This window comes from Streptomyces caeruleatus (genome assembly GCF_001514235.1).
GTDB classification, from domain to species: domain Bacteria; phylum Actinomycetota; class Actinomycetes; order Streptomycetales; family Streptomycetaceae; genus Streptomyces; species Streptomyces caeruleatus.
In genome coordinates this window covers 806,859-820,041 of the sequence record NZ_KQ948926.1, presented here as the reverse complement: position 1 = coordinate 820,041, position 13,183 = coordinate 806,859, and the positions used below count along the sequence as shown (strand labels likewise).

12 protein-coding genes are annotated in these 13,183 nt (G+C 69.7%); 4 read left to right on the top strand and 8 right to left on the bottom strand.

What is annotated here, in order from left to right; translation table 11 throughout:
- The 3 genes from AQJ67_RS12390 to AQJ67_RS12380 all read right to left on the bottom strand — a co-directional run.
- Positions 1–198 (bottom strand): PadR family transcriptional regulator (locus tag AQJ67_RS12390; protein WP_167366202.1); only part of this gene is annotated, 198 nt, incomplete at its 3' end.
- A 105-nt stretch (positions 199–303) separates the two neighbouring features.
- Positions 304–591 (bottom strand): type II toxin-antitoxin system antitoxin, encoded by a 288-nt coding sequence (locus AQJ67_RS12385; protein WP_062718450.1) that lies wholly within the window; start codon positions 589–591, stop codon positions 304–306.
- Positions 588–1,556, bottom strand: a complete 969-nt coding sequence (locus AQJ67_RS12380) for an SPFH domain-containing protein (protein ID WP_062718448.1) — start codon at positions 1,554–1,556, stop codon at positions 588–590. The genes AQJ67_RS12385 and AQJ67_RS12380 overlap by 4 nt, the downstream gene beginning before the upstream one ends.
- 267 nt (positions 1,557–1,823) lie before the next feature.
- Here AQJ67_RS12380 and AQJ67_RS12375 point away from each other — a divergent pair, with 267 nt between their 5' ends.
- Positions 1,824–4,226 (top strand): transglycosylase domain-containing protein, encoded by a 2,403-nt coding sequence (locus tag AQJ67_RS12375; RefSeq protein ID WP_062718446.1) that lies wholly within the window; start codon positions 1,824–1,826, stop codon positions 4,224–4,226.
- A gap of 111 nt (positions 4,227–4,337) precedes the next feature.
- Here the strand turns inward: AQJ67_RS12375 and AQJ67_RS12370 are convergent, their stop codons facing one another.
- From AQJ67_RS12370 to AQJ67_RS12360, 3 genes are all read right to left on the bottom strand, one after another.
- Positions 4,338–6,479, bottom strand: a complete 2,142-nt coding sequence (locus AQJ67_RS12370; RefSeq protein WP_425264145.1) for a SpoIIE family protein phosphatase — start codon at positions 6,477–6,479, stop codon at positions 4,338–4,340.
- A 280-nt stretch (positions 6,480–6,759) separates the two neighbouring features.
- A complete protein-coding gene (gene fomD / locus AQJ67_RS12365) occupies positions 6,760–7,455 on the bottom strand; it encodes a cytidylyl-2-hydroxypropylphosphonate hydrolase (protein ID WP_208614947.1) in 696 nt (231 codons plus the stop codon).
- Between the two features lie 83 nt (positions 7,456–7,538).
- Positions 7,539–8,927, bottom strand: coding sequence for a class II fumarate hydratase (locus AQJ67_RS12360; protein WP_062718440.1), 1,389 nt, complete (start codon positions 8,925–8,927; stop codon positions 7,539–7,541).
- A 60-nt stretch (positions 8,928–8,987) separates the two neighbouring features.
- Between AQJ67_RS12360 and AQJ67_RS48570 the strand changes: the two genes are divergently transcribed.
- The gene (locus AQJ67_RS48570; RefSeq protein ID WP_062718438.1) at positions 8,988–9,353 is read left to right on the top strand and encodes a hypothetical protein; all 366 of its coding nucleotides are present in this window, start codon (positions 8,988–8,990) and stop codon (positions 9,351–9,353) included.
- Between the two features lie 27 nt (positions 9,354–9,380).
- Here the strand turns inward: AQJ67_RS48570 and AQJ67_RS12350 are convergent, their stop codons facing one another.
- Together AQJ67_RS12350 and AQJ67_RS12345 are read right to left on the bottom strand one after the other, a co-directional pair.
- Positions 9,381–9,695 carry a hypothetical protein gene (locus tag AQJ67_RS12350; protein ID WP_062718436.1) on the bottom strand — a complete coding sequence of 105 codons (315 nt, stop codon included), beginning with the start codon at positions 9,693–9,695 and terminating at the stop codon, positions 9,381–9,383.
- Between the two features lie 332 nt (positions 9,696–10,027).
- Positions 10,028–11,695 (bottom strand): fumarate hydratase, encoded by a 1,668-nt coding sequence (locus AQJ67_RS12345; RefSeq protein ID WP_062718582.1) that lies wholly within the window; start codon positions 11,693–11,695, stop codon positions 10,028–10,030.
- 168 nt (positions 11,696–11,863) lie between these two features.
- Between AQJ67_RS12345 and AQJ67_RS12340 the strand changes: the two genes are divergently transcribed.
- Together AQJ67_RS12340 and AQJ67_RS12335 are read left to right on the top strand one after the other, a co-directional pair.
- Entirely contained in the window at positions 11,864–12,547 is a 684-nt protein-coding gene (locus AQJ67_RS12340) for a DUF1707 SHOCT-like domain-containing protein (protein WP_062718434.1), read from the top strand.
- A gap of 174 nt (positions 12,548–12,721) precedes the next feature.
- On the top strand, positions 12,722–13,102 hold the full coding sequence (locus AQJ67_RS12335; protein ID WP_079055906.1) for a WhiB family transcriptional regulator: 381 nt from the start codon (positions 12,722–12,724) through the stop codon (positions 13,100–13,102).
- The last annotated feature ends 81 nt before the right edge of the window (positions 13,103–13,183 follow it).

The window sequence follows — 13,183 nt, the reverse complement described above, 5'->3', positions numbered from 1 at the left end:
GCGCTCGGGCCCGCCGCCCGCCTCGATCCCGTCGACCTCGACGAGCCCGTTCTTCAGCAGCCGGGACATCGTCGAGTAGACCTGGCCGTAGTGCAGCGGCCGGTCGTGACCGAACTTCTCGTCGAAGGCCCGCTTCAGGTCGTAGCCGTGGCGGGGGCCCGATTCCAGGAGCCCTAGGAGGGTGTGACCGATGGACATGAGCAGGACACTACACGGGGTGTATACGCGGCATGTATACGCCGGGTGTGGAGATCATGGCGGTGGGTGCGGAGGGCCAGGTAGGGGCCCATTGTCACGGTTCTGCTACTGGGACTCGGGGGGTTGCGCGGGTGACCCAGGTTGCGCGGGGGGTCGGCCGCGTCGCGGGATCGGCTTGGCCTCGCCCGGCAGCCGCCCCGCCTCCGCGAGGGCCCGCCGCAGCAGGAACTCGATCTGCGCGTTGGCCGAACGCAGCTCGTCGCCCGCCCACCGCGCGAGCGCCTCGTACACCGACGGGTCGAGCCGCAGCAGGACCTGCTTGCGCTGCTGCTGCGGCCGACGCCGAGGTGCCGACTCGGCGGAGTCGTCGAACGGATCGGAGGGTGTCGTCACTGGTAGAGCGTCCCGGTGTTGAGGACCGGCTGCGGGGCCCGGTCGCCGCACAGCACCACCATGAGGTTGGACACCATCGCCGCCTTGCGTTCGTCGTCCAGCTCCACGATGTCCCTCCCCCACTTTCGAATTCGCTCAAGCGGGGGGACCCCCATGGAGATCCGTGCGAGCGCCGCCTCGACCATGCCCACCGCCCCGTCGACGATCTGCCGCCGCGCCGCGACGACCGCCCCGGCCTGCTGCCGCTGGAGCATCGCGGAGGCGATCTCGGGGGCGTACGCGAGATGCGTGAAGCGCGACTCGATGATCTGCACCCCGGCTGCCTCCACGCGCGCGTGCAGTTCGACGGCGAGCTTCTCGGTGATGTCCTCGGCGTTCCCGCGCAGCGAGAGGCCGCTCTCGTCGTGGGCGTCGTACGGGTACTCGATGGCGATGTGCCGCACCGCGGCCTCGGTCTGGGTGGAGACGAACTCCAGGAAGTCGTCCACCTCGAACGTGGCCTGCGCGGTGTCCTCGACCTTCCACACCACGACCGCGGCGAGCTCGATCGGGTTGCCGTAGGCGTCGTTGACCTTGAGGACGGCCGTCTCGTGGTTGCGGACCCGGGTGGAGATCTTCGTGCGGGAGGTGAAGGGGTTCACCCAGCGCAGCCCGTCCTCCCGGATCGTCCCCCGGTACCGCCCGAAGAGCTGGACGACGCGCGCCTCGCCCGGCGCGACCATGTTCAGCCCGGACATGGCGAGGATCGCGGCGATGGCGACCAGGGCGCCGGAGATGATCAGCGCCGCCTGGCCGCCGGCCCCGGAGACCGCCGCGGCGCTGACGATCAGCCCCGCGCCGACCAGCAGCCCGACCAGGCCCAGCAGCAGGGCGAGCCCGCCGCCGATGCTGTGCGCGGTGAACTCGCGGACACGTGGGGCCGGCATCTCGGGGACGTCGGGCTGGTCGTGCTGGTCCTTCGGCATGGTGGTCCCCCGTCTCCTCCTGAAGCCCCAGGGGCGGCCTCGTCTATCGCCAGTCTAGCTAAAAGATATCACTTTACCCCGTCCGAGCAACCCTATGCATGCCTCAGTCGTCGGTTCCGTTGGGACAGGTGCTGATTGTCACGTCCCCAAAAGCCCGGATCGACAGGGCTTTGTCATAACTTCCGGTGTTAGCTTTCTGAGCTGACCTGAGCGGCGAACCTGTGTGGCGGTAGTGCACACAAGAACGAAGCGGAGCGGAACGGACCCATGGGACGAGCGGAAGACAGACGAGCGCGGCAGCGCGGTGGCCGCCGCGCGGCGCCCCGGCGTCCGTCCGGGTCGCCCTCGGCCGCCGGGGCGGACCCGTCGGCCACCGTCATCGGGACCCCGTCGGCCGCCACCGGCGGCCGGGCCGCGGCCCGGCGGGCGGCCAGGTCCGGGGGCAAGGGCGGTGACGGCAAGGGCCGGATACGCCGGCTCTTCACCTGGAAGAAGATCCTCGGCACGTTCCTCGGCACCTGCCTGCTCGCCATCGCCGCGTTCATCGGGCTGTACCTGTACGTGGACGTGCCCAGCGACAACGCCGCCGCCCAGGCCGCCCAGCGCCAGAGCAACGTCTACAAGTTCAGCGACGGCTCGACCCTGGCGCGCGACGGCAAGGTGAACCGCGAGATCGTGGACCTGTCCAAGGTGCCGAAGCAGGTCCGGTACACCTTCGTCGCCGCCGAGAACAAGTCGTTCTACAACGACAACGGCATCGACCTGAAGGGCACGGCCCGCGGTGTGCTCAACACGCTGATGGGCAAGGGCGCGCAGGGTGGTTCGACGATCACCCAGCAGTACGTCAAGAACTACTACCTCAGCCAGGAACAGACGGTCAGCCGCAAGCTCAAGGAGATGGTCATCTCCCTGAAGGTCGACCGCCAGATGTCCAAGGACGACATCCTCGCCGGGTACATCAACACCAGCTACTACGGCCGCGGCGCCTACGGCATCCAGGCCGCCGCCCAGGCCTACTACCGCGTCGACGCCGACAAGCTCTCCGTCGAGCAGGGCGCGTACCTCGCCGCGCTGCTTCAGGCGCCGAGCCAGTACGACTGGCAGGCGGCGTCCGACACCGGCAAGAAGCTGGTCACGGCCCGCTGGAACTACGTCCTGGACAACATGGTCGAGGAGGGCTGGCTCGACAAGTCAGAGCGCCAGGGCATGACGTTCGAGAAGCCCGAGGAGCCGAAGCCCGCCGCCGGTCTGGAGGGCCAGAAGGGCTACCTGGTCGAGCTGGCCAACCAGCAGCTCATCAGCCAGCTGATGCAGCAGGAGGGCATCCCGCGCTCCCAGGCCGAGGCCGAGGTCGTCAACCAGGGCTGGACCATCACCCTGAACATCGACAAGAAGAAGCAGGCGCAGCTGGAGAAGGCCGTCAAGGCGCAGCTCACCAGCAAGCTGGACAAGAAGAAGCGGCCGGTCGACGCGAACGTCCAGGCCGGCGCCGTGTCCGTCGACCCCAAGACGGGCAAGGTCGTCGCGCTGTACGGCGGCGTGGACTACTTCAAGCACTACACGAGCAACGCGACGCGCACGGACTACCAGCCCGCGTCGACGTTCAAGCCGGTGATCCTGGCCGCCGCCCTGGAAGAGAGCGCCCAGACGCGGTCCGGCAAGCCGATCACCGCGAACACGATCTACGACGGCACCAGCAAGCGCCAGGTCGTGGACGCCGACGGCGACAAGGTCGGCTTCGCCCCCGAGAACGAGGACGACCAGAACTACGGGCCCATCACCGTGCAGACGGCGATGAACAAGTCCGTCAACTCCGTCTTCGCGCAGATGGGCGTCGACGTCGGCATGAAGAACGTCATGGACGTGGCCGGCCAGCTCGGCATGGACACCGCCAAGGAGCAGGCCGTACCCGCGCAGACCCTGGGCACCATGGGCGCCAGCCCGCTGCAGATGGCCGGCGTGTACGCGACCCTCGACAACCACGGCGAGAAGGTCACCCCGAGCATCATCAAGAAGGCCGAGCACAACAGCCGTGCGGTCGACATCCCGAACCCGATCGGTGAGCAGGTCATCAGCCGTGAGGCGGCCGACTCGGTCACCTCGGTGCTGACGGGCGTCGTCGACGACGGTACGGCGCAGCGGGCCGTGGCGAACAACCCCAAGCGCGCCGGCCAGAAGGTCGCCGGCAAGACGGGTACGTCCGACGACAACAAGTCGGCCTGGTTCACCGGCTACACGCCCGACCTGGTCACCTCGGTGGGCCTGTTCGGCGAGGACGACAAGACCCACGCCCAGACCAAGATGTACGGCGCCGGCGGCAAGGACCGCGTCAACGGCGGTGGCTTCCCGGCGGAGATCTGGGCGGCGTACATGTTCGGCGTGACGGACCCGGACGCCAGGTTCGACCTGAACACCGACCAGGGCGCCGCCGTCCAGCCGACCTGGACCCCGACTCCGAGCCAGGAGCCGACGACCCAGGAGCCGACGGAGGAACCGACGACTCAGGAGCCGACGGAGACCCCGACGACGGAGCCCCCGACGGAGACCCCGACGACGGAGCCCCCGACGGAGGAACCGACGACCGAGCCGGCCCCGACGGTGCCCACGGACGAGCCGACGGACCCGATCACCTTGGACCCGGGCAGACCCGGCAACGGAAACGACCAGTAGGACAACGCCCCTCCAGGGGCGCGGGGCTGGGTTGAATATGCGGCTCCGCCGCGGGGGCGCGACCAGCCACGACGCACCCGCGTCCGGCGACGCGCAGTTCCCCCACGGCGCTCAGCCGCGATTCAACTCGAACCACACAACTTTCCCGGTGCTCAACCGCGTGGCCCCCCACCGCCGAGCCAGGCGATTGACCAGGTACAGCCCCCGCCCACCCTCATCCGTGGCCCGAGCCTGCCGCAACCGCGGCAACTGCGGCACATCGTCCCCGACCTCACACCGCAGCACATCGGTCCGCAACAACCGCAACGTCACTGGCCGCGTGGCATACCGCACCGCGTTCGTCACGACCTCGCTGACCAACAGCTCGACGGAATCCGTCAGCTCCTCCAGACCCCAGCGGGCCAGCGCACGCCGGGCCAGCCGTCGGGCACGACCCGGCGCCGCGTCCTCCGGCTCCAGGAACCAGTACGCCACGTCACTCGGCGCGATCCCGTCGAAGCGGGCGGCGAGCAGCGCGATGTCGTCGTCCCGGTCGCCCGGCCCGAGCATGTCGAGCACCTCGTCGCACAGGGCCTCAAGGGGCGGCGGATGGTCGGGCCCGGTGAGCTGGGCGACGGCGGCGAGCTTCTCGCGCAGCTGCTCTATGCCGGTCCACACGTCACGCAGCCGCGACTCGACCAGTCCGTCGGTGTAGAGGAGCAGCGTCGCGCCGGCCGGCGCGTCCAGTTCCACGGCCTCGAAGTCGACGCCACCGACGCCGATCGGCGCGCCCGCGGGAACCCGCAGGACCTCCGCGCGGCCGCCCAGGTGCAGCAGGACGGGCGGCGGATGGCCGGCGTTGGCGATGGTGATGCGGTGCGAGACCGGGTCGTAGACGGCGTACAGGCAGGTCGCCATGCGGTCCGTGCCCAGGCGCTGGGCCTGCTCGTCGAGGTGGTGCAGGACCTCCTGCGGAGGCAGGTCGAGCCCCGCGAGCGTCTGGGCCGTCGTCCGCAGCTGGCCCATGATCGCGGCCGACGTCATCGAGTGGCCCATCACGTCGCCGACGACCAGCGCCACCCGGCTGCCCGGCAGCGGGATCGCGTCGTACCAGTCGCCGCCCACCCGGGCCGTCTCGGCGGCCGGGAGATAGCGGGAGGCGAGCCGTACGCCCGTGGGGCGGGGCAGGGTCTCCGGCAGCATGGTGCGCTGGAGCTCGTCGGCGATGTACGCCTCACGGCCGTACAGCACCGCCTTGTCGATGCCGAGCGCGCTGTGCGTGGCGAGCTGGGCGGCGACCAGGAGGTCGTCTGGGTCGAAGGCGAGGCGGTCGGGGCGGCGCAGGAAGACGGCGGCGCCGATGACCCGGCGCCGGCCGCGCAGCGGGGCGAGGATCGCGCGCTGGCCGTCCGGGATGATCAACTCGCCGTCCTCGCCGAGGAGTTCGGGCAGGGCGGCGCGGGCGGCCGGGGCGTCGGCGAAGACGGGACGTACGCCGCGCAGTACCTCGGCGAGCGCGCCGCCGGGCCGTACCTCGCACAGTTCGGCGGTGACCGTGGACAGTTCGGCCAGCTCGGGCGGCTCCGGCTGCTGCGGTGCGGGCAGGAAGCCGCCGCTGTCGGTGTCCCGCTCCTCCGGGATGCGGTCCGTGCGGCGCAGCCGCAGCACGACGGGACCCGTGGGCCGCTCGTCGCCGACCGGCAGCGGGTCGCGCAGATAGACGAGGATCGCGTCGGAGAAGGTCGGCACGGTGGCCCGGCACAGCCCCATCACGATCTCGTCCAGGTCTATGCCGCGGGCGATCCGCCGGGTGGCTGCGCCCACGAAGCGCAGCCGGTCCCCGTCCCGTCGCATGGGCGTGGGCCGGCCGGGCGCCACGCCCTGTCCGGTGCGACGCTCGGCGGACGACTGCGGCGGCTCGGTGCCGGGCTGCGGCGGGATGGCCTCGGGGACGGGCCGCGGCCGGTGCGAGTCGGGCTCGGCGGCGACGGAGGGCTGCGAGTGCTCGGGGCCGTTGCCGGCGATGTCTGAGGGCTCCTTGCTCGGGCCGGACGGTGCGGTGGTGCCCGGCGTGGAAGGGGTCTCTCCGGTGCGCGCCTGCGCGGTTAAGGGTGTGCCCCCGCAGGCGTCGCCGCCAGGGGTGCGCGGCGGCGTGGAGTGCGTCGTCGACGGTGTCGAGGTACGCACGAGCGCCCCGCGGGGCTCCGCGGGGTCGTCGCCCGTCTCGGGGCGTTCGAAGGAGATCGGCTGCTCCGTCACGCCTTTCGAATCCATCCGTCCAGGGCTGCGCACCGCGCGCGCAGTTCGTCCCGCCGAAACTCCGATACCCGGAATAAGTGCCCCAGGAACGGAATTCCCGCGTGACCAGAGGCAGTTCCTGTGCCGCCGGTGGAGCGTCTGCTGCCCCCGGCGGTGCCCTGGTAACCCTCGCTCACGTCCTGCCGCCCCTCGGTGACGATCGGTCAAGCCCGGCGCGCACTGCGGTAGTTGCCGCCGATGCGCGCCCTTGCGGAGGACGATCCTACGTTTGTTGCCCGGGGGCGCATCAAGGGTCTCATGAGGACATGTGCGCGGGCGTGCGATCCCAGTCCTCAGGCAACGAAGGTACAGCCCAGGCGGGATCCGGTCGCCAGTGCTGCCAGCCGTCGGCGAACGGCGGCCCCCAGGAGCGGATCACCTCGACCGCGCCGCGCCCCGCCTCCCGGACCCGCGCGGCGAGCCGGTCGTCCACCAGTCCGTCCCGCTGGGCCTGCGCGAACTCGTCCTCGTCCAGCCAGTGCCAACTGCGGTCCGGGCGCACGGAGATGTCGAGGAAGTGGTCCTCGGAGTCCACCCCGCCCGCCCAACGGGCCAGCGGCGCCTCAAGGTTCACGTACCAGTTCTTGAACTGCCATCCGGGCTCCCAGAACAACCACACCGACCACGGCTCACCGGGCCGCGCGAGCTTCAGCACCCCGGTTCCGAACCACCGGCCGCGCTGGACGGTACGCGGCTTGATGTAGCGCGTCTCCAGCGGTTCCTCGTGCACGGACGTCCCGTCGGCGAGCACGGGTTTCACACACTCCGTGCCCGGAGCGAGCCATACGGCGAGGATCTCGTGGTCGTCCCGGACGACGGTGACGGGACGCGCGATGTGGAAGCGACGGCCGGCGTTCTCCCGGTACCGCCACAGGATCTGTGTCCCGGGCGCCCAGAACCCCGTCGAGCCGCCCGCTTCCACTTCCGTCGTCACCGCTCCACCGTCTGCCATGTACAGATATTAGGTGCCACAGGCATACGACGCTGCGGCGAGCGCCATGGTTCACCGCACCGCGACGATCGCACGGCCAGTCGTTACGGCCGCGTCATCCGCAGGACATCGAGCGCCTCGTCCAACTGCTCCGTCGTGAGGTCCCCGCGCTCCACGTACCCGCCCTCCAGGACGACTTGGCGGATGGTCTTCCGCTCCGCCAGCGCCTTCTTGGCGACCTTGGCCGCCTCCTCGTACCCGATGTACTTGTTGAGCGGCGTCACTACGGAGGGCGACGACTCGGCGTACTCCAGGGCTCGTTCGCGATGGGCGACGATGCCGTCGACGGTGCGGTCGGCCAGCAGCCGGGAGGCGTTGGCGAGCAGCCGGACCGACTCCAGCACGTTCTTCGCGATGACCGGCAGCATGACGTTCAGCTCGAAGTTGCCCGCGGCGCCGGCGGTGGCCACGGTGGCGTCGTTGCCGACGACCTGCGCGGCGACCATCAGGACGGCTTCGGGGATGACCGGGTTGACCTTGCCCGGCATGATCGAGGACCCGGGCTGCAGGTCGGGCAGGCTGATCTCGGCGAGCCCGGTACGCGGTCCGGAGGACATCCACCGCAGGTCGTTCGAGATCTTCGTCAGCCCGACGGCGATGGTCCGCAGCTGTCCACTGGTCTCCACGATCCCGTCCCGGGCGCCCTGCGCCTCGAAGTGGTCCCGCGCCTCGGTGAGCGGCAGCCCGGTGGTGCGGGCGACCTCCTCGATGACGGCGGCGGAGAAGCCGGGCGGTGTGTTGATGCCGGTGCCCACGGCGGTTCCGCCGAGGGGGAGTTCGGCGAGGCGGGGGAGGGAGGCGTGGAGCCGCTCGACGCCGTACCGCACCTGGGCGGCGTATCCGCCGAACTCCTGGCCCAGCGTCACGGGAGTGGCGTCCATGAGGTGGGTCCGCCCCGACTTCACCACGTCGGCGAACTCCTCGGCCTTGCGCTCCAGCGCGGCGGCGAGGTGCTCCAGCGCGGGAACGAGATCCCGGGTGACGGCGGCGGTGGCGGCGATGTGGATGGAGGAGGGGAAGACGTCGTTGGACGACTGGGAGGCGTTGACGTGGTCGTTGGGGTGGACGTCCCGGCCGAGGCGGTCGGTCGCGAGGGTGGCGATCACCTCGTTGGTGTTCATGTTGGACGAGGTACCGGACCCGGTCTGGAACACGTCGATCGGGAAGTGCGCGTCCCACTTTCCGGTGGCCACCTCTTCGGCGGCCTCCTGGACCGCCTCGGCGATGTCCTTGTCGAGCACACCCAGCCGGGCGTTGACCTTGGCGGCCGCTCCCTTGATGCGGGCCAGGGCCTCGATGTGGGCACGCTCGATGCGCTGCCCGGAAATGGGGAAGTTCTCCACGGCCCGCTGCGTCTGGGCCCGCCACTTGGCGTCCGCCGGGACGCGTACCTCGCCCATGGAGTCGTGCTCGATGCGGTAGTCGTCGCTCATGTCCCGTATAGCGATCGGGACGGCACCGATGTTCCGGAGGTCCGAAAGGCCCGTCTTTCGGTGGCTCTCGTCAGCCGCCACGGCATCAGGCCGGCCGGTCTCGCCGGGTTCGACAGCCGGCTGGTCAGCGAGCCCCGTGATCTTCGCACCGGCGACGACGTCATCCTGTTCCAGGGCTCGGACATGGCGCGGGAGCTGAAGCGCCTCCGGGCCGAGGCCGAGGACGACCTGCCGCCCGCCGTGATCCTCGCCGCCTGGCTCGACTGGGACGACGTGTCCCAGGCCCCGGTCGCCGCGGAACAGGTCAAGGCGGCCACCAGGGCCAGGGCGACGGTCCGCGACCGCCTCAGCCGCATCTACCGCAAGCTCGACGTACGCGGCCAGTCGGAGGCGATCCTGCGCTGGCTCGGGCACCTGAGCACATGACGGCAGATGCGGCTGACAGGCGGTACGTCAGTTGACGTTCCAGACGCTCGGCAGCGGGCTCGGAGCCTGGTGCTGATCGTCGCGGATGGTGTTCGTGCAGTCGGAGGGCCGCCAGTCGAAGTGCACGTAGTCACCGGCATCGACGTTGTACCCGCTGATCGTGGCGGTGCTGCCCGGCGTGAATGTGATGAAGTCGGAGATGTCGCCCGTCGAGGTGTCCGTCAGGATGACGCAGCCGGCCCCCGAGGGGATGGCCTGGCTGCCGACGTTGATGGTGATGGTGGCGGCAGAGGCCGGAGACGCGGCCAGGGCGACCGCGGAGGCGCCGGCGGCGATGGCCATGGGCAGGGCGAAACGCTTACCGGGTGAAACTGGACATGGGTGTTCTGTCGCTTTCTGGCGGAGCCGGTGGGGGGAATGGGTGGTTCAGCCGCAGAGCGGAAATGATGCTCGGTACGGGCGACTCCGAGCGCGAGCTGCGTGCAGTTGGCTGCGGCGGGCCGCACCCATCGGTCGGCGCCAGGATCTGTGATGCGCCTACGTCGACCTTTTCCTGGGGGAGTGCGCAGGTCGAGTATGTTCGGAGCACCACAGCGGAAAATAGAGTCATCTGCCCCCACCGAGACGGATGGTGGGGGCAAAGATGGTGGGGGCAAAGAGCGGGGTCTAAGGCACTACGCCAGCCCCGGACCCCGTACCGGAATCGACGTGAACGTCGGCGCGGGCGCCGGGTCCTGGAAGAAGTCGTTGCCCTTGTCGTCGACGACGATGAACGCGGGGAAGTCCTCGACCTCGATCTTCCAGACGGCTTCCATGCCGAGCTCTTCGTACTCGACGACCTCGACCTTCTTGATGCAGTCCTGGGCGAGACGCGCGGCGGGACCGCCGATGGACCCGAGATAGAAACCGCCGTGGGAGCCGCACGCGTCGGTGACCTGCTTGCTCCGATTGCCCTTGGCCAGCATGACCTTGGACCCTCCGGCCGCCTGGAACTGCTCGACGTACGAATCCATGCGTCCGGCCGTCGTAGGCCCGAAGGAACCGGACGCATAGCCCTCGGGCGTCTTCGCCGGACCCGCGTAGTACACCGGGTGGTCCTTCAGGTACTGCGGCATCTCCTCGCCCGCGTCCAGCCGTTCCTTGATCTTGGCGTGCGCGATGTCGCGGGCCACGACCAGCGGGCCGGTGAGGGACAGGCGGGTCTTGACCGGGTACTTGGTCAGCTCGGCGAGGATGTCGTCCATCGGCTGGTTGAGGTCGATCTTGACGACGTCACCGTCGGCGTCGAGGTGCTCGTCCGTCGTCTCCGGCAGGAACCGCGCCGGGTCGGTCTCCAACTGCTCCAGGAAGACCCCCTCGGCGGTGATCTTCGCGACGGCCTGACGGTCGGCCGAGCAGGACACGGCGATGGCGACCGGGCAGGACGCGCCGTGCCGCGGCAGGCGCACCACGCGCACGTCGTGGCAGAAGTACTTGCCGCCGAACTGCGCCCCGATCCCGATCTTCTGCGTCAGCTCGAAGACCTTCTCCTCCAGCTCCTTGTCCCGGAAGCCGTGCCCGAGCGGCGAGCCCTCGGCGGGGATCTCGTCCAGGTAGTGGGCGGAGGCGTACTTCGCGGTCTTGAGGGCGTATTCGGCGCTCGTACCGCCGACCACGATCGCCAGGTGGTACGGCGGACAGGCGGCCGTACCCAGCGAACGGATCTTCTCCTCCAGGAACTTCATCATGGAGGCCTCGTTCAGGACGGCCTTGGTCTCCTGGTAGAGGAAGGACTTGTTGGCCGAGCCGCCGCCCTTCGCCATGAACAGGAACTTGTAGGCGCCGCCGTCGGTGGCGTACAGCTCGATCTGGGCCGGCAGGTTCGACCCGGTGTTCTTCTCCTCCCACATGGTGAGCGGAGCCATCTGCGAGTAGCGCAGGTTGAGGTTCAGGTACGCGTCGTAGATGCCCTTCGAGAGGGCTTCCTCGTCGCCGCCCTCGGTCAGCACGTTCTGCCCGCGCTTGCCCATCACGATCGCCGTACCGGTGTCCTGGCACATGGGGAGCACACCCGCCGCCGCGATGTTCGCGTTCTTCAGCAGGTCCAGCGCCACGAACTTGTCGTTGCTCGACGCCTCGGGGTCGTCGATGATCCGGCGCAGCTGCGCGAGGTGGGCGGGGCGCAGGTAGTGCTGGATGTCGTGGATGGCCTCCTCGGCGAGCTTGCGCAGCGCCTCGGGCTCGACCTTGAGGAACGTCCGCCCGTCGGCCTCGAAGGTGGAGACACCTTCGGAGGTCACCAGCCGGTACGGGGTGGTGTCCTCTCCCATGGGGAGCAGATCGGTGTACGCGAACTCAGGCATGTCGCCCATTCCTCACTAAACAGACAGCGCGGCTGGCCTCCGTTGGCAGCGTCCACCAGCGTAGAACCTGCCACTGACGACGAGCTTGTGAGGTAAGGCTCAGTTCGGCGTCCAGGCCCCTCATCCACAGGGGTATCGCGATCTATCGTGTTTCGGTACGCTGCTGCCGTGGACCTTCAGAAGCAGACCGCACCCGCTGCCGCCACCGAGCTTCGTGCCTCCGACGCCGACCGTGACCGGATCGCCGACATCCTGCGCGACGCCCTGGCCGAGGGCCGCCTCACCGCCGACGAGCACGCCGAGCGCGTCGAGGGCGTGCTGACGGCCAAGACAGTGGGTGAACTGGATGTCTTCATACGGGACCTGCCCGCAGCCCACGCGCGCCGCGCCCCGCACATCCCCGCCCCCGGCCGCCCCGCGCCGGCCGCGATACCGGCCGACCCCGACGACAACGTGGTCGCGGTCTTCAGCAGCGCCGTCCGCAAGGGCCGCTGGCGCGCGGGCCGCCGTATCCACGCGTACGCGATCTTCGGCAGCGTGGAGATAGACCTCAGCGAGGCCCTCTTCGAGTACCAGCAGGTCGTGATCCGGGCGATTTCGGTCTTCGGCAACGTCGAGGTCCGCGTCCCGGAGAACGTCTCGCTGCGCGGCACCGGCGGCGGTGTGCTCGGCAACTTCGAGGTGGACCACCTCGACGCGGAGGACCCCCAGGCACCGGTCGTCCATGTCGACGGCTGGGCCGTGCTGGGCAACATCGAGGGCCGGCCGAAGCGCGGGAAGGTGGTGGCCGACATCCTCGACCGGGTTCAGCGCAAGGTCGACAAGAGTTTGCGCAAGCATCTGGATCGTTGACGGTTGTGAATCGGACCGGCTTCCACCGCACCTTTCGGTCGTTGCGGACGCCCGGACAAGCGTGCCGAACCCCCCGAGACCCAGCGGATCGGAACTCCCTGCATAGGCGTGCGCACAGCGGGTAGACCTTGCTGCATCGTCTCTCGCTCGCGAAGCCGTCGTCAGGAGTAGACCGTGCTGCAACCGCCGCATTCGTCCCTGCAGGTAGCTGCCGTTCCGGCCCAGCGGGTGCCAGTGCGAGACAGGGACCAAGACGCCCCATGGCACACGGAAGCCGTGTGCCGCCGCGATGAGGCCGGCCTGTTCTTCGCCCCTTCGAAAGAGCCCACCGCGGCCCGACTCTCCCGCGAGGAGGCGGCCAAGCGGGTCTGTGCCCGCTGCCCGGTCATGGTCGAGTGCCGCGAACACGCCCTCCTCCAGCCCGAGCCCTACGGCGTCTGGGGCGGTCTGACCGCGGCCGAACGCCGAGTGGTCCTGGCCAGGCGCCGCCGCCGCGAGATGGAACTGAAGAAGACGGCGAGGGCGACGACGGACCGCATAGCGCAGGCGGGCTGAGCAGCAAGAAGAAAGGGCGCCCCCTCCGCACCGGGGGCGCCCTGTCGGCTGCGCGGTTCAGCAGGGGGCGGGTGACCGCCC